This window comes from Streptomyces sp. NPDC005811 (genome assembly GCF_040630405.1).
GTDB lineage: Bacteria > Actinomycetota > Actinomycetes > Streptomycetales > Streptomycetaceae > Streptomyces.
Map to the genome: position 1 here is coordinate 163,454 of NZ_JBEXXK010000005.1, position 15,816 is coordinate 179,269.

A 15,816-nucleotide genomic window follows, 5' to 3' on the forward strand; every position below is an offset into this window, starting at 1 on the left:
GGCCGCCGTCGGCCCGTGCGGGTTCAGTGCTGGTAGAAGATCCGGTCGCCGTACTCGTCCAGGACGCGCCGGTTCCAGTCGTGGCCGCCGTCGACGTTGCCGGAGCGCAGCAGCGGGGGCTCGATGCCGCGGTCGGCGAGGGAGCCGGCCGCGGTGGCCAGGACGGCCTGGAGGAGGGCCGAGGTGACGACGGTGGAGGCGGGGGCGAAGGGGGCCGGCACGCTGTCCAGGGTGAGGACGGCGTCGCCGACGGCGATCTTCGAGTCGAGGACGACGTCGCAGTGGTCCTTGAGGAAGGTGCCGGTGGGGTTGCGGGGGGTGGTCTCGGAGGCGTAGGCCACCGAGGTCACGCCGATGACCTTCACGCCGAGGGCGCGGGCTTTGGCGGCCATCTCGACGGGCAGGGCGTTGCGGCCGGAGAGCGAGATGATCACGAGGGCGTCGCCGGCGCGCAGCGGGGAGGTGTCGAGGACGGCGCTCGCGAGGCCGTCGACCCGTTCCAGGGCGGAGCCGAGGGTGGCGGGTCTGACGTCGACGCCGACGACCCCGGGGACGGCGAGCAGGTTCACCAGGGCGAGGCCGCCCGCGCGGTAGACGAGGTCCTGGGCGGGGAGCGAGGAGTGGCCGGCGCCGAAGGCGAAGAGCCGGCCGCCGGTGGCGACGGTGTCGGCGAGGAGCGTGCCGGCGGCCCGTACGGCGTCGGCCTCCTCGTCGCGGACCCGCTCCAGCAGGCCGATCGTGGCGTCGAGGAAGCGGGCGGCGAGCTCGTGGTCGCTGCGGTCGCTCATCCGAGGGGGCTCCTTCGCCGTCGGGGTCCGTGTCGCGGATCACCGTGCGGTCTGGACCAGTGCCGTGTCAATACGGCCTGCGGCGGGTCCGGGGAGCCCGGCGTGACCGTCCGGTTTCACCGGCGCGGCACGGTTGTCGGTGGTATCCGGCAGAATTGGTGCCAGGGCCAGCGCACGCGCCGGAGAGCCGTCGAGCCTTCGGCAGATCTCATCGAGGGGCACACGAATGTCCGGACTGATCGACACCACGGAGATGTATCTCCGCACCATCCTCGAGCTGGAGGAGGAGGGTGTGGTCCCCATGCGGGCCCGGATCGCCGAGCGCCTCGACCAGAGCGGGCCCACGGTGAGCCAGACGGTGGCGCGCATGGAGCGCGACGGTCTGGTCTCCGTGGCGAGCGACCGGCATCTGGAGCTGACGGACGAGGGGCGCCGGCTGGCCACGCGCGTGATGCGCAAGCACCGGCTCGCCGAGTGTCTGCTCGTCGACGTGATCGGCCTGGAGTGGGAGCAGGTCCATGCCGAGGCGTGCCGCTGGGAGCACGTGATGAGCGAGGCCGTGGAGCGGCGGGTGCTGGAGCTGCTGCGGCACCCCACCGAGTCGCCGTACGGCAATCCGATCCCGGGTCTGGAGGAGCTGGGCGAGAAGGACGGCGCCGACCCGTTCCTGGACGAGGGCATGGTCTCCCTGGCCGACCTCGACCCGGGCTCGGAGGGCAAGACGGTCGTCGTCCGGCGCATCGGTGAGCCGATCCAGACGGACGCGCAGCTGATGTACACGCTGCGCCGGGCGGGTGTGCAGCCCGGTTCGGTGGTGAGCGTGACGGAGTCGGCGGGCGGGGTGCTGGTCGGCAGCGGTGGCGAGGCGGCCGAGCTGGAGTCGGACGTCGCGTCGCATGTGTTCGTGGCGAAGCGCTGACCGGACGTCCGGCGGTCGCCGGGCAGGCGCCCGGCGATTGTTGAAATACTGAGCGATGTTCAACTCCTGTTGCTCCTGGGGTAGTTGATGCGCCCCGGCGATGTTGTCGAATCGCAGATTCCCTGTGTCGAATGGCAGCGCGCGGACCGTTCGCGTGCCACGCTGTCGCGTGAGGCATATGACCTGAGGGGGGCGGGGATGATGTGCCGCAGAGCAGTGGAGGGCCCCGGTGCCGTGTGGCACCGGGGCCTGTCCTCCCCTGTTTCGACCCGGAGCCCCGAGCTCCCAGGGTCGTTCCCCTCGGACCGTTTTCCCCGAGCGGTCCGCCTCCCGCTGAAGATCTCCCCCCGACGGCGGCGATCATTCCTTCAGGGGGGTCACTCGAACGAGGGGTGTTGGTCGCGGAGAGTGTCTTTCTCGAAAGGGCATTCGATAGCCTGCATGTGATCGAGGGCAGAGCGAAGGCAGCACTGGGCATCGGCAGCACAGCGGTACGACGGCTAGGGGGGTGCCAGGATCCATGGCGCGACGCATCGACGTGACCGGGGCGGGCGGCGTACGGCTGGCGGCCTGGGAGTTCGGCGACCCTCCCAAGGCCGAGCAGCCCGGGAGCGGGCCGGACGCCGTGATCCCGGCCCAGTCGACCGGCGGGCGGGACGGCCGCAACGGCACGGCGCCCGGCACCGCGCCCGGCACCGCACCCGCATCCGACGCCGATCCCGACCGCACCTCCGGTGTCCTGTTACTGCACGGGCTGATGGGCCGCGCCTCGCACTGGGCGTCCACCGCCCGCTGGCTCTCCGCCCGGCACCGCGCCGTCGCCCTCGACCAGCGCGGCCACGGCCAGAGCGAGAAGCCCCCCGAGGCCGCCTTCACCCGTGAGGCGTACGTCGAGGACGCGGAGGCCGCCCTGGAGCAGCTCGGCCTCACCCCGGCCGTCCTCGTCGGCCACGCCATGGGGGCGCTCACCGCCTGGCAGCTCGCCGCGAAACGCCCCGACCTGGTGCGGGCCGTGGTCCTCTGCGACATGCGGGCCTCGGCGCTCGGCTCGGCCTCGCAGCGCGAGTGGGCCGACTGGTTCAAGTCCTGGCCCCTGCCCTTCGCCACCCTCGCCGACGTCCGCAAGTGGTTCGGCGAGGACGACCCCTGGGTGGAGCGCCCCAACCCCTCCCGCGGCGCGTTCTACGCCGAGGTGATGCAGGAGTCCCCCGACGGCTGGCGCCCCGTCTTCGCCCCCGAGCAGATGCTGAAGTCCCGCGAGACCTGGGTCTACGACGCCCACTGGGAGGAGCTGACCCAGGTGCGGTGCCCCGCGCTCGTCGTGCGCGGCCTCGACGGCGAGCTGGGCCGGGCCGAGGCCCAGGAGATGGTCCGGGTGCTCCCGCGCGGCGAGTACGCGGAGGTCGCCGACGCCGGCCACCTCGTCCACTACGACCAGCCCGAGGCCTGGCGGGCAGCGATCGAACCATTCCTGGACGGCGTGCTCGCGCCCTAGGGCAGCCCACGCGCGAGGGCGCGGGCCTCAGCCCTTGCTCACCGCCGCCAGGATCTCCGGCAGGCGGGCCGCCACCCGGGGGGCCGCCAGCCGCAGGCCCATCAGGGTGATCGCCGTCCCGTACACCGCGCCGGCCGGCAGCAGCAGCCAGCTCCACAGCTCACCGTCCACGGTGACGTTCAGCCAGATCGTCCCCGCGATGACCGGGGCGCACAGCAGGGCGGCCGCGACCATCCCGCCGAAGATGGAGATCCAGGCCAGCCCGGTCTGCCCGGGGGCCACGTTCTTGTAGCCCTCCTGCGGGATCGAGTAGGGGAAGCGGGCCGACGTCCAGGCGCCGGTCGTCAGCATCGCGCCCAGCAGCGCCAGCGACAGCCCCAGCACCTCGGGGAGCCTCGGCCAGTCCCCGAGGAGCGCCGTCGTCACCACGGTCACCAGCGTCGCGTACGGCAGGGTGATCACCAGCAGCGCGAGGGCACGCGCGCGGAGTTCGACGTAGGCGTCCCGGGGCGAGGAGATCGTCAGCGCGACCATCCAGAACGCCGAGGTGTCCTGCCCGAACTGGTTGTACATCTGGATGCCGAGCATCCCGGCGGCGAAACAGGCGAAGTAGATCGAGCCGGTGCCCTGCACGGCGTTGAACACGGGCACGATCAGCCCGATCGCGAGCGACGTCACCCAGGCCGCCTTCGTCTTCGGATCCCGCCACACATAGCGCAGGCTGCGCTCCATGACGGTCCCGGTACGGCCGCCCGGCAGCAGCCGCGCCCACCCGGCACCGCCGCGCCGGTCCCGCACGTCCGCCTCGGCGGCCCCCAGCGTCGAACCGTCCGGCGCGGTCATCAGCCGGTCCAGACTCCGCGCCCACAGCGCCACGAGCCCCGCCAGCACCGCCGCACCGACCGCCAGCTGCCCCGCCGCGAGGCCGTACGCCCCCTCGCTCACCGAGTCCACCGCGCCCACCGCCGAGGCCGGCGGCAGCCACCGCACCACCTCCGCCGCCGGATCGAGCTGCCCGAGCCCGGCCGTGCCCAGCCGCTGCGCCGCGAAGTTGACGGCCTGCGCGCCCACGGCGATCACCAGCCCGCTCAGCACCGCCAGATCCCGCCCCCGGCGGCTGGTCAGCAGCCGTACATTGGCGGCGGCGACGGCCCGCGCGAGCGCCACGCACACCAGCAGCCCCAGGGCGACGGCGACGACCGAGACGACGTAGGCCGCGGGCCCGTGCGCCACCGCGACCACCGCTCCGACCAGCATCAGCACGGTGAACAGCGGCCCGATGCCCACCAGCGAGGCCGCCAGCAGCGCCCGGACCAGCGGCCGGGGCCGCAGCGGCAGCATCACCAGCCGCGTCGGATCCAGCGTCTCGTCCCCGCCGGGAAAGAACAGCGGCATCACCGCCCACCCCAGCCCCAGCACCCCCACCAGCAGCACCACGAGCGCGTCGGCGTGCGCATGCCCCCGCAGCGCGATCAGCCCGAGCAGCTGGAGCACCGCGAACACCAGCACGGCCACGGCGGACACCGCGTACGCGGCCCGCCGCCCACCGGACTGCCGCAGTCCGTTGCGCAGCAGCGACAGCTTCAGCCGTACGACGGTGGAGGTCAGCGCGGTCATCGGGCCGCCCCGCCGCCCAGCCAGTCGAGATCCGCCCCGCCGTGCCGCCCCTCGGCGCCGACCAGCTCCAGGAACGCCCGCTGCAACGAGGGAGCCGCCCCGCGGACCTCCTCCAGCGTCCCGTGCGCCCGGATCCGCCCCGCCGCCATCACCGCCACCCAGTCGCACAGGGATTCGACGAGTTCCATCACGTGCGAGGAGAAGACGACGGTGGCCCCGGAGGCGGTGTACCGCTCCAGCACCCCGCGGATGGTCTGGGCGGACACCGGGTCGACGCCCTCGAACGGCTCGTCGAGGAAGAGCACCTCGGGATTGTGCAGCAGCGCCGTGGCGAGCCCGATTTTCTTGCGCATCCCCGTCGAGTAGTCGACGACCAGCTTGTGCTGGGCCCCCGCGAGATCGAGGACGTCGAGCAACTGCGTGGCCCGCCGGTCGACTTCGGCCCCGGGCAGCCCGCGCAGCCGTCCGCTGTACCCGAGCAGTTCACGCCCCGACAGCCGCTCGAACAGCCGCAGCCCCTCCGGCAGGACCCCGATCCGCGCCTTCACCGCCACGGGATCCCGCCACACGTCACGCCCCGCCACCTCGACGGACCCCTGATCGGGCCGCAGCAGCCCGGTCACCATGGAGAGCGTGGTCGTCTTCCCGGCCCCGTTGGGCCCGACGAGCCCGATGAACTTCCCGGCGGGCAGATCGAGATCGATCCCGGCAACCGCAACCTGCTGCCCGAACCGCTTCCACAGCCCACGAACGCGCACGGCAGACGTCATGCCCGAAGCCTACGTTCAGGCAAGTTGCTTTTTTGGGGGCGCGGGACTGTGTCCGATATGCGGCTCCGTCGCGGGGCGCGAGCAACCACCACGCACCCGCACCCGACAACGGCGACGAACCGGTTACCGATCCCGCCCGCAGGCATAGGCGAGCGGCGAGATCAACTCCTCCGCGTCCGGCAGCCACCGGTTCGCCGCGGTCGGCCGGCAGGCCCACTGCACCGCACCCCGGGACCCGAACCGCGTGGGCGGCGCGGCCACATACGTGCCCTCGCCCAACGTCACCAGATCGAGCGACCCCAGGGACCAGCCCAGCTTGCGCACCAGGTCCGGCACCTTCGCGGACGCCCCCGGCAGCACGAAGAAGTGCATCCGCCGGTCCGGCGTCAACGTCACCGGCCCCAGCGTCAGTTCCATCCGTTCCATCCGCGCCAGCGCGAGGAACCCGGCGGTCTCCGGCACGGAGATGGCGTCGAACGTACGCCCGGTGGGGAGCAGGATCGAGGAGGTCGGCTGGGTCTGCCACATCCGGCGCGCGACGGTCGCACTCCCCGTCGCCTGCGTCACCCAGTCGGGGCGCGTGGGATGCGCCCCCGGCGCCTCGCACGCCGTGTCGCCGCAGGAGCAGCGCTGCACACCGTCGACGGGTTCCAGCCAGGTGCCGGGGAAGACGTCCCAATGACGTTCCTCGGTGTAGCGAACAGCGGTCTCGAGCAGCGATTCCCCGCGCTGCTTCGGGATTTGAGTGGCGTCGGCGCCCGCGATGGTCTCTTCCACGATGAGCACAACTCTAGCGGTCACCGGGGGTTACGCACGCCACTGTGCGCGGGGGAGGAGCACCGATTTTGCGTGCGGGGCGCATGGGTGCATCCCGGGGGGCGCGTGGAAGGAACGGGCGCGGGAGCGGGTAGTCACCGACGGGGGCGGACTTCCGCCGATATCCCGGCAATTCTCGTGCAATCAGCACATGCCTCGCATTTTCGCTGTTTCCATGGGGCATTGATCTTCTCGGCCGGAACTTTTCGGTGCGGAACTCCACAGGGGGTAGTGCCAATGGCCGCAAGGCCTCTCGTCGCGCGGCAGCCGAACGAACGGCTGCAGGCGCTCATCCAGGAGGCGGGGTGCTCGAACGCCGGGCTCGCCCGCCGGGTCAACATGTGCGGCGCCGAGCACGGTCTCGACCTGCGCTACGACAAGACGTCGGTGGCCCGCTGGCTGCGCGGACAGCAGCCGCGCGGACGCGCCCCGGCGATCATCGCCGAGGCCCTGGGCCGCAAGCTCGGCCGTACGGTCACGATCGACGAGATCGGCATGGCCAACGGCAAGAACCTCGCCTCGGGCGTGGGTCTCCAGTTCTCGCCGACGGTGCTGGGGGCCATCGAGCAGGTCTGCGAGCTGTGGCGCAGCGACGTGGGCCGGCGCGACTTCCTCTCCGGTTCGTCCGTCGCCGCCTCGGCGCTGGTCGAGCCCAGCCGCGACTGGCTGATCTCGTCGCCCGACGCCCAGGTGGCGCGGTCCGCAGGGCCGCGGGTGGGCCTGTCCGACGTGGCGGCCGTGAAGGCGATGACCCAGGCCCTGGTCGACCTGGACCACCAGTACGGCAGCGGGCATGTCCGCCCGGTGGTCGTGCACTACCTCAACAGCGTCGTCTCGGGGCTGCTGGCCGGCTCCTACCGGGAGGCCGTCGGCCGTGAACTCTTCGCCGCGGTCGCCCGGTTGACGGAACTCGCCGGGTACATGGCCGTCGACACCGGCCAACCGGGCCTGGCCCAGCGGTACTACATCCAGTCCCTGCGGCTCGCGCAGGCGGCGGGTGACCGCGGCTACGGCGGGTACGTCCTCGCCGCGTCCATGAGCCATCTCGCCGCCCAGCTCGGAAACCCGCGCGAGATCGCCCAGTTGGCGCGCGCGGCCCAGGAGGGGGCGCGCGGGCGGGTCACTCCGCGCGCGGAGTCGATGTTCCACGCCGCGGAGGCCCGGGGACACGCGCTGATGGGCGACATCCGCTCCGCCCAGCTCGCCTCGGGGCGGGCGGTGTCGGCGCTGGAGGGTGCCGAGCCGTCCGCGGGCGACGACCCGGCGTGGATCGCGCACTTCGACGAGGCCTATCTGGCCGACGAGTTGGCGCACTGCCACCGGGACCTCGGGCAGGCGGAGGCGGCGGCGCGGTGCGCCGAGCAGTCGCTGGCCGGGCATCCGGAGACCCGGGCCCGCCGCCGGGCCATCGGATACGTCCTCCTCGCCACCGCGCAGGTCCAGCAGCGCGAGGTCGAGCAGGCGTGCAGCACCGGTCTGAAGGCGGTGGAACTCCTGGAGACCCTGCGCTCCAACCGGGGCGCGGAGTATCTGGAGGACCTCCAGCAGCGGCTGGAGCCCTACCGGGAGGAGCCGGTGGTGCGGGAGTTCGGGGCGCGGCTGGAACTCCAGGCCGCGGCGTGAACGGACGGGGCGCCGTCGCGTGAACGTTCGGGAAACGGACAGGTCCCGTACAGGATCCGACGGACGCGGCGCACGGCGCCCCGGATCTGTTACGGACGTCACTGGGAGGCAGATCACGTCCTGAGCTGCGTGGCACGGGGTTCCGGGGACCCGGTAGCGTGAGCCGACGATTCCGTCAGTCCCCCGTTCGTAGGAGTCCCGGTGACGCAGAGTGGACAGGGCGAGGAGCCCTCGGCGCGGCCCGCGCGCGAAGGCATCGTGCTGCCCTCCGACGGTGGTGAGCCCCTCATCCCGGGGCTGACGGACGCCGGCGGACCGCAGTCGGGCCATCATCAGGGCGGGCGGCCCGGTCCGTACGGGGCTCAGCCGTACGGGCAGCAGCCGCCCGCGCAGCCGCCGGCCGGCGGTCAGACCTGGGGCGGTCCGTGGGGCCCCGAGCAGCAGGCGCCGGCCGGGCAACCGGAGCAGGGCTGGCCGCTGCCCGCGGACCAGCAGGCCCAGCAGTGGGGCACCGCGCAGCCCGACGCGTGGGGCGCGGGCCCGCTGCCGCCCGAGGGCGCGCCGGGGCAGACGTACGGCCAGAGCGCGCCGGCGGCGCCGCAGCCGTCGTACGACCAGAACCCGCAGGGCCCGGCCGGCTACGGCCAGAACCCGCACGCCCCGGCCGACTACGGCCAGGCCCCGCAGGTGTCGGCCGCGCCGCCGACATACCCCCAGGGCGGACCGGGGGCGCCGATGCCGCCGTTCGCCGTCGGCGCCGACGGGGCGACCCAGTACATCCCGCCGGTTCCCCCGGGCCCGGTCGACGACGGCCGTACCCAGGTGCTGCCGCCCATTCCCGCCACCGGGCCCGTCCCGGGCGTCGACGAGGGCGCGACGCAGTACATCCCGCCGGTCCGGCCGGGCGCGCTGCCGCCCGAGAGCCCCGGCGGAGCGTCGCCCTACCCGGGCGCCGCGCACTCCGACGCCGAAGCCACGCAGTACATACCGCCCGTGCCCGCCCAGGGGTACCCGGCGGCCGGCGGGGGCGCGCAGCCGCCCGCCGGGTTCGAGAACCTCTTCCGCGACGGACCGGGCGGCCAGGGCGGCCCGGGGGCCGGTGCCCCGGCGGGCGCCACCCAGCAGCTGCCGCGCATCACCGAGCCGGAGACCCCCGGCTACGCCGGCGGACCGCAGGGCTACGGCGCGAGGCCCGCGGCGCGCGCCCCGCAGCCCGGCTACGTGCCTCCCGTACGTCCCGACGACCACGGTGACGAGCGGGGCCGCGGCGGCCGTACCGGATCGCGCCTGCCGCTGTTCGCGGCGGTCGGTGTCGCGATCGCCGTCGTCGGGATCGGCGCGGGCGCGCTGCTCGGCGGTGGAGGCGGCGACGACGACAAGGGCGACGGCAGCAAGCCCGTGGCCGCGTCGGCCTCCGCGGGCGAGCCGTCGGCCTCCTCCGGCGACGCGGCCGAGCAGCAGGCGACCGCCCTGGACAAGCTGCTCGCGGACAGCGGCAGCAGCCGGGCCAGCGTGATCGCCGCGGTGGCGAACGTGAAGGCGTGCAACAACCTCGACCAGGCCGCCTCGGACCTGCGGGCCGCCGCCGGCCAGCGCAACGAGCTGGTCACCAAGCTGGCGGCGCTCGACGTCGGCCGGCTGCCCGACCACGCCGCGCTGACCGGCGCCCTCACCAAGGCCTGGCAGGCCTCGGCGGCCGCCGACAACCACTACGCGCAGTGGGCCGACGAGGTCGCCGGCAACAAGCGCAAGGCCTGCAAGAAGGGCGGGGCCCGCACCACGAACGCCACCCAGCAGGGCAACCGGGAGAGCGGTACCGCGAGCGCCCAGAAGAACCAGGCCGCCCGGCTGTGGAACGCGATCGCCCAGAAGTACGGTCTGACGCAGCGCCAGCCCACCCAGCTCTGAGCCGGGCGGGCGTCGGGGCCTCAGCCGACGTCCGCCCCCTCCATGGTGTCGGTGACGTCGACGAAGCCCTTCTGCGAGGCCACCAGCAGGCCCTTGCGCACCTGCTGCACGGTCACCTCGGCGTTGGACAGCCGGGGGAACCCGACGGCGGCGAGCCGGCTGGTGAACTTCCAGCGCAGGGCGGGGGTGAGCCCGCCGGTGGTGAACTTCCGGCCGCTGTTGAGGGCGCCGCGCACGGAGTCGGCGCTCACCTCGTCGTCGCCCAGCGACTCCACGGCCTGCCGCAGCACGTTGTAGGCGATCCAGGTGGTCTGCACCCCGGTGTCGGAGGGGTCGATGCTGGTGTCGGAGAAGGCGGACTCGCTGATCACCTTCTTCATCCCGGCCCACCGCTTGTCGCTCTCCACCGGGTACCAGCCGGTGACGTACGCCCCCTCGTACGGGCCGGAGCCGCCGCCGCTGGCGTCGATGACGGTCTGGTCGACGCTGCCCAGCACGCTTCCGGTGTTCACCGCGGGATAGTCCTCGCGGCTGCGGCGGAAGGAGTCCATGAAGGTGCCGTTGCGGTCGCCCAGCGCGGGCACCACACAGCCCTTGCCACCGGACGCCGTGCCCGCGGACGCCGTGCCGGTGCCCGCCGTGCCGCCGGTGGCCTCCCGCAGGGCCTTCTCGGCCTGCGTGGAGTACTCGGTGGCGTCCTCCGCCGCCCGCTGGTCCTCGGCCTTGTCGTGCCCGCCCGCCTTCAGACCGGCGTCGAGCATCGGCGCCAGGCCGTCGCCCGCGATGGTGTCGGGGCGGACGAGCGCCACGGGCCCCGAGCAGGAGCCGGCCAGCACCTTGCCGAGACCGGCGAGGAGCGCGGGCTGGCCCCCGTTGACGGGGTAGGACAGAGGGCTGGTGAACTCGGAGGTCGTGACGCCGTAGCCGCCTATGTAGGGGATGCCGGCGCCCTCCAGATGCGGGAAGAACGCGTCGGAGTGCTGGCTGTACGAGCCGACGACGGCGACCGCCTTCTCCTTGACCGCGCGCCGGGCGCAGGCCGCCGCGGACACCGCGTCGTTGTGGTCGTTGCAGGTCAGCACGGTGAGCTTGTGGCCGTCGATGCCGCCCTTGGAGTTGATCCAGCGGGCGTAGGCGCGGGCGAAGGCGGGCATGCCGGGCTTGTTCGTGGCGGCCGTCCCCACGGGCGCCCAGGTCATCACGACGATCGGGTCGTCCCCGGAACCCCCCGTGACCCCGGGGACGACCCCGCATCCGGCGGTCAGCGACGCGACGGCGGCCAGAGCGCCCGCCGCGAGGGCGGCCGATCTGCCGTTTCCGGTACTGCGGAGAAACCTGGGGAGGAAGGTACTTCGCGAGAAGGTGCGTCGCCTGCCGGTCATGAACACGCACGATTCCGTCACATCACTAACCTCGGAGTGACCCACGGTCAACGACGGGTGACGTGAGAGTGAATTACCGGGGTCCGTGAGGACTCGGGGACGGGAAAACGTACGATCGATGACCGTGCAAGGTTCGGAGAACTCTTCCCGTCGCGGCCGTCGCTCCTCCACCATGGGCGGCATGCCACTCAACGACATGCCGTGGTGGCGCTGGCGCAGCAATGTGCGCTCCGCGCTGCACATGCTCTCCGACCCGGTGTTCCAGCAGAACGTCTGGCTGTCCGGTGTGGACGGATACGGCGACGTCACCGACGCCGTCTACCGGCTGGTCGAGGACACCTGGCTCGACAACTGGTCCGCCGAGAAGTACGTCGGCACGATCTTCCGCGACCCGCAGGAGGCGGCGCTCGTCGACACCGCCGTGCTGCGCGTCCTGCGGATCATGCACCAGGTCGGCCCGGACGCTCCCGTCTCCACCTATGTCTCCCACCCCGGCTGGCCCGAGGCGGTCCAGGCGGCACGTGACGCGCACATCCGCCTGGCGGTGGCCGACGGCGAGGACCCGGACGCGCCGCCGCGCACGCTGGAAGTGCTGCGGATCATGACGAGGTCCGCGTAGCGGGACGGCCTCCGCCGTGCGGAGGCGGACGTGAGACCCTGTGCTGCATGAGTGAGCAGTCCGCCCGAGCCGCGGCGTCCCCCGCCGACCAGTACGTCCTCACCCTCTCCTGCCCGGACAAGCAGGGCATCGTGCACGCCGTGTCGAGCTACCTGTTCATGACCGGCTGCAACATCGAGGACAGCCAGCAGTTCGGCGACCACGACACGGGACTGTTCTTCATGCGGGTCCACTTCTCGGCCGACGCGCCGCAGACCGTGGACAAGCTGCGCGCGAGCTTCGCGGCGATCGGCGACTCCTTCCACATGGACTGGCAGATCAACCGGGCCGACGAGAAGATGCGCATCGTCCTGCTGGTCAGCAAGTTCGGGCACTGCCTGAACGACCTGCTGTTCCGCGCCCGGATCGGCGCACTGCCGGTGGAGATCACGGCGGTGGTGTCCAACCACACCGACTTCACCGAGCTGGTGGGCTCGTACGACATCCCCTTCCACCACATCCCGGTGACGAAGGAGACGAAGGCGGAGGCCGAGGCCAAGCTGCTGGAGATCGTGCGCGAGCAGAACGTCGAGCTGGTGGTGCTGGCCCGCTACATGCAGGTGCTCTCGGACGACCTCTGCAAGCAGCTCAGCGGCCGGATCATCAACATCCACCACTCCTTCCTGCCGAGCTTCAAGGGCGCGAAGCCGTACCACCAGGCGCACACGCGGGGCGTGAAGCTGATCGGGGCGACGGCGCACTATGTCACCGCCGATCTCGACGAGGGGCCGATCATCGAGCAGGAGGTCGAGCGGGTGGGGCACGACGCCACCCCCGACCAGCTGGTCGCGGTGGGCCGTGACGTGGAGTGCCAGGCGCTGGCGCGGGCCGTGAAGTGGCACGCGGAGCGGAGGATTCTGCTCAACGGGCGCCGGACGGTGGTGTTCGCCTAGGGAGGCGGGGGGTTCCTCGTCGCGGGCGAGTGCGGGTTGTCGGTGGCTGGTCGCGCGGTTCCCCGCGCCCCTTTACAACTGGCGTGCGTTTCCAGGGGCGCGGGGAACCGCGCGAACAACCCCCACGCACCCGCACCCCCCAACGCACCGCAACCAACCCCTACATCCGGCTCAAGCTCGCCGCCGCGAACAGAACATCCCTGATCGCCCCCCGGTCCCCCACCTGCCCCGCCGCGGCCTCCTCCGGCGGTACGTGGCCCGCCGCCAGCCGGCAGAACTCCACGTCGTCCAGCGCCACGTGCGCCACCTCGTGCGCGGCGGAGCCCACCGCTGCGGGCGAGTCCAGCGGGATCAGCCACTCGCCCCCGCCGTCGCCCTCGATCTCCAGCCGCAGGCTGCGGCCGGGGCTGCCGGCGCTCACCAGGTGCCGGGCGCTCGGCGCGGGCGCGGCCAGCCCCGCGCGCCGGCGCGCGGCGAGCGCCGTCGGCAGCATCCGTGCCGCCAGGTCGATCATGCCGTGCAGATGGCGGGGCGCGGGCGGCGCGTACGGATAGTCGACCGCCTCCGCGATGTCCTCGGCGTGCACCCAGCACTCGAACGCCCGGTCCAGCATCGCGTCCCGCAGGGGCAGCTCGAAGCCGCCGTACGGGATCGGCAGGGTGCCGGGCCCTCCTCCACCGGTGAACGACACCGTGCGCACGAGCGCGTGGCTCTGCTCGCGCCAGGGGCCGCGCACCGAGCGGGTCGGCGGGAAGTGCGAGGCTCCCCAGTACGCCTCGGTGCGCTCGGCGGGGCCGCGGACACCGTCGGTCTCCTTGTCGTCGCCGGGGCCGAGCGGGTCCTCCAGGCCGAGGGCCACCGCGACCAGGCCGTCCACGGCGAGGAGATGGGCGATGACACCGGCGACGGTGGTGCGCCGGGTGCTCTCCCCGTCGCCGCGGAACCAGCGCAGCCGCACGGGCGCGTGCCACTCGGCGTCGCCGAAGTCCTGGAGCAGGGCGTCCAGGCGTGCGGTCTCGGCGTCGTACGAGGTCGCCCACGGCGGTACCGGGATGCGCGGCGGGCGGCGGTCGAGGCAGGCCTCCAGGACGCGGGTGCGCAGGCCCGGGTCGAGGTCGAGGCTCTCCGGGCGCTGGAGCAGGCCGACCGCCTCGCGCAGCCGCCGGGCCTCGTCGGCGCAGGCGCCGCAGTCGCCGAGGTGCTCCTCGACAGCTGCGGCCTCCTCGGCGGAGCAGGCCGCCAGCGCCCAGGCGCCCAGCAGGGCCTTCAGCACGCGGTGCTCCAGCCGCGGCGGTTCCGTGACGGCGAGCGCCTCCAGCGCGGGCAGCGGCAGTCCGGTGTCCTCGACGGAGGCGCGGGGGAACGGGATGCGGGGCGCACGGCGGGTGCCGTCGCCCTGGTCGCCCCCGTCGCCGCTCGGGTCGCCGCCGTTCGCGGTGTGCTCGTCCATGGAGCCGTCGTAGCCCTCGCTGCCGTCCGTCGCGTCCGTGCCGCCCTTGTCGTCCCTGTCGTCCTCGCTCTCGCCGTCGTGGCCCTCGAATCCGTCCGCGTCGGTCACGCCGCACCCCCGTATTCGGGCGGGGCCCCGGAGGCCGGTGTGTCGTGGGCGGTGGAGAGCAGTTGCAGGCCGAGGCGGAGCCGGCGGCGGGCCTCGTCCTCGGTGACGCCGAGGTCGGCGGCGGTCTGGCGGTAGTCACGGCGCTGGAAGTAGGCCAGTTCCAGGGCGGCGCGCAGCGGGGCGGGCATGGCCTGGACGATGTAGTCGGCGCGGGCGGCGACCGCGGCGTGCCGCACCTTGTGCTCCAGGTCCTCGGCGGTGCCGGGACCGCCCTCGGCGAGCGCGGCGGTCTCGGTGGCGCGCAGCCGCTGCACGGCCAGCCGGTGGGTCAGCGCGGCGATCCAGGTGCGCAGGGGGCCCTGTTGGGGGTCGTAGGCGTCGGGGTGCTGCCAGACGTGGACGAAGACCTCGCGGGTGACGCGGTCGGCCGCGTGTTCGTCTCCGAGCACGCGATGGGCGAGGCCGTGCACGAGTGAAGCGAACCGGTCGTAGAGCTCACCGAGGGCGGCCGCCTCACCGCGCGCGAGTCGCTGCTGCATCTTGCGGTCCCAGCGGGGCGGTGCGTCCTTCTTCGCCATGCGGCCCCCTCACCTGTGCGTCACCTCGAATGTAGTCGGCACGTAGGACAACGCACGCCCCTTTGTTCCAATGTGCGCCCCTGATCGTCCGGGCGATGGTATGGGGCGGCGCCTACCCAGACTCATCATGACCAATCCAGATCGAACAGGACTGAATATGACGGAATCAAGCCTCTTTCGTTCGGTACCCGTTTTTCGTCAGGTGTTTCGGGGCAACGCCGCTGGGCAGCCGCGCTGCAAGGAAGCGTAGGGACGGCTTCCGTTTACGGCGAGGGAAAGGCGTGGTGGTGGCCTTCAAGGTGACCGGCGGCGAGCAGGGCGGGTGGGCCGTGCTCCATGTGTCGGGCGAGCTGGACCTGGTGACGTCACCGGTGCTGCGGCAGCGGGTGCACGACGAGGTGGCCGAGGGGCGCCACCGTCTCGTCCTGGACCTCTCCGAGGTCTACTTCTGCGACTCCAGCGGGGTCGGCGTGCTCATCGCGGCCCGCAGACTCATCCGCTCCTGCCGGGGCCGGCTGCGGCTGATCCTGCCCGCGCGCGGGGCCGCGGAGGACTCCCATGTCAACCGCGTCCTGGGCGCGCTCGGCGTCCGGCGCCTCTTCGACGTCTACGGCGACCTCGCGGAGGCCGTGGCCGAGGACGGCTCCGCACCGCTGACGGCCTGAGCCGCACAGCCGTGCGACAAGGGTGTCCCGAAATCCCCCCGGTCCGGGTACAGAGACCGCCCACCGGCTCCCACCGGGCCGGCGGCGTCGTACGCTCCCTGCCGGAAGGTTTCCCGCACCAGGACACCAGGCGGCCGGAGGACAGC

14 protein-coding genes are annotated in these 15,816 nt (G+C 73.0%); 7 read left to right on the forward strand and 7 right to left on the reverse strand.

Annotated features, from left to right (window positions below; translation table 11 throughout):
- Positions 1-23: 23 nt before the first annotated feature.
- Complete coding sequence (locus ABZ490_RS07355; protein ID WP_358985581.1) at positions 24-788, reverse strand: SIS domain-containing protein; 765 nt, start codon at positions 786-788, stop codon at positions 24-26.
- Between the two features lie 226 nt (positions 789-1,014).
- On the opposite strand from ABZ490_RS07355, the gene ABZ490_RS07360 reads away from it, so the two are divergent.
- Complete coding sequence (locus tag ABZ490_RS07360) at positions 1,015-1,707, forward strand: metal-dependent transcriptional regulator (RefSeq protein WP_358985584.1); 693 nt, start codon at positions 1,015-1,017, stop codon at positions 1,705-1,707.
- Between the two features lie 520 nt (positions 1,708-2,227).
- On the forward strand, positions 2,228-3,202 hold the full coding sequence (locus ABZ490_RS07365; RefSeq protein ID WP_358985587.1) for an alpha/beta hydrolase: 975 nt from the start codon (positions 2,228-2,230) through the stop codon (positions 3,200-3,202).
- Between the two features lie 27 nt (positions 3,203-3,229).
- Here the strand turns inward: ABZ490_RS07365 and ABZ490_RS07370 are convergent, their stop codons facing one another.
- The 3 genes from ABZ490_RS07370 to ABZ490_RS07380 all read right to left on the reverse strand — a co-directional run bounded on the left by ABZ490_RS07370 (position 3,230) and on the right by ABZ490_RS07380 (position 6,375).
- Complete coding sequence (locus ABZ490_RS07370; protein ID WP_358985590.1) at positions 3,230-4,819, reverse strand: transporter; 1,590 nt, start codon at positions 4,817-4,819, stop codon at positions 3,230-3,232.
- Positions 4,816-5,589 (reverse strand): ABC transporter ATP-binding protein, encoded by a 774-nt coding sequence (locus ABZ490_RS07375; RefSeq protein WP_358985593.1) that lies wholly within the window; start codon positions 5,587-5,589, stop codon positions 4,816-4,818. The genes ABZ490_RS07370 and ABZ490_RS07375 overlap by 4 nt, the downstream gene beginning before the upstream one ends.
- Positions 5,590-5,712: 123 nt before the next feature.
- Positions 5,713-6,375: a bifunctional DNA primase/polymerase gene (locus ABZ490_RS07380; protein WP_358985596.1), complete on the reverse strand. Its 663-nt coding sequence runs from the start codon at positions 6,373-6,375 to the stop codon at positions 5,713-5,715.
- Positions 6,376-6,642: 267 nt separating this feature from the next.
- Here ABZ490_RS07380 and ABZ490_RS07385 point away from each other — a divergent pair, with 267 nt between their 5' ends.
- Positions 6,643-8,028: a transcriptional regulator gene (locus ABZ490_RS07385; RefSeq protein ID WP_358985599.1), complete on the forward strand. Its 1,386-nt coding sequence runs from the start codon at positions 6,643-6,645 to the stop codon at positions 8,026-8,028.
- 201 nt (positions 8,029-8,229) lie between these two features.
- Positions 8,230-9,936: a hypothetical protein gene (locus tag ABZ490_RS07390; protein WP_358985602.1), complete on the forward strand. Its 1,707-nt coding sequence runs from the start codon at positions 8,230-8,232 to the stop codon at positions 9,934-9,936.
- 20 nt (positions 9,937-9,956) lie between these two features.
- Here ABZ490_RS07390 and ABZ490_RS07395 read toward each other — a convergent pair whose 3' ends face one another.
- Complete coding sequence (locus tag ABZ490_RS07395; protein WP_358985605.1) at positions 9,957-11,318, reverse strand: ABC transporter substrate-binding protein; 1,362 nt, start codon at positions 11,316-11,318, stop codon at positions 9,957-9,959.
- A gap of 118 nt (positions 11,319-11,436) precedes the next feature.
- On the opposite strand from ABZ490_RS07395, the gene ABZ490_RS07400 reads away from it, so the two are divergent.
- Positions 11,437-11,937, forward strand: coding sequence for a hypothetical protein (locus tag ABZ490_RS07400; RefSeq protein ID WP_358985608.1), 501 nt, complete (start codon positions 11,437-11,439; stop codon positions 11,935-11,937).
- 47 nt (positions 11,938-11,984) lie between these two features.
- On the forward strand, positions 11,985-12,869 hold the full coding sequence (purU, locus tag ABZ490_RS07405) for a formyltetrahydrofolate deformylase (RefSeq protein ID WP_358985611.1): 885 nt from the start codon (positions 11,985-11,987) through the stop codon (positions 12,867-12,869).
- A gap of 160 nt (positions 12,870-13,029) precedes the next feature.
- Here purU and ABZ490_RS07410 read toward each other — a convergent pair whose 3' ends face one another.
- Together ABZ490_RS07410 and ABZ490_RS07415 are read right to left on the reverse strand one after the other, a co-directional pair.
- Positions 13,030-14,319 carry a zf-HC2 domain-containing protein gene (locus ABZ490_RS07410; protein WP_358985953.1) on the reverse strand — a complete coding sequence of 430 codons (1,290 nt, stop codon included), beginning with the start codon at positions 14,317-14,319 and terminating at the stop codon, positions 13,030-13,032.
- A 104-nt stretch (positions 14,320-14,423) separates the two neighbouring features.
- Positions 14,424-15,005 carry a sigma-70 family RNA polymerase sigma factor gene (locus ABZ490_RS07415; protein ID WP_358985614.1) on the reverse strand — a complete coding sequence of 194 codons (582 nt, stop codon included), beginning with the start codon at positions 15,003-15,005 and terminating at the stop codon, positions 14,424-14,426.
- A gap of 281 nt (positions 15,006-15,286) precedes the next feature.
- Here ABZ490_RS07415 and ABZ490_RS07420 point away from each other — a divergent pair, with 281 nt between their 5' ends.
- Complete coding sequence (locus ABZ490_RS07420; RefSeq protein WP_358985617.1) at positions 15,287-15,670, forward strand: STAS domain-containing protein; 384 nt, start codon at positions 15,287-15,289, stop codon at positions 15,668-15,670.
- Positions 15,671-15,816 lie beyond the last annotated feature (146 nt).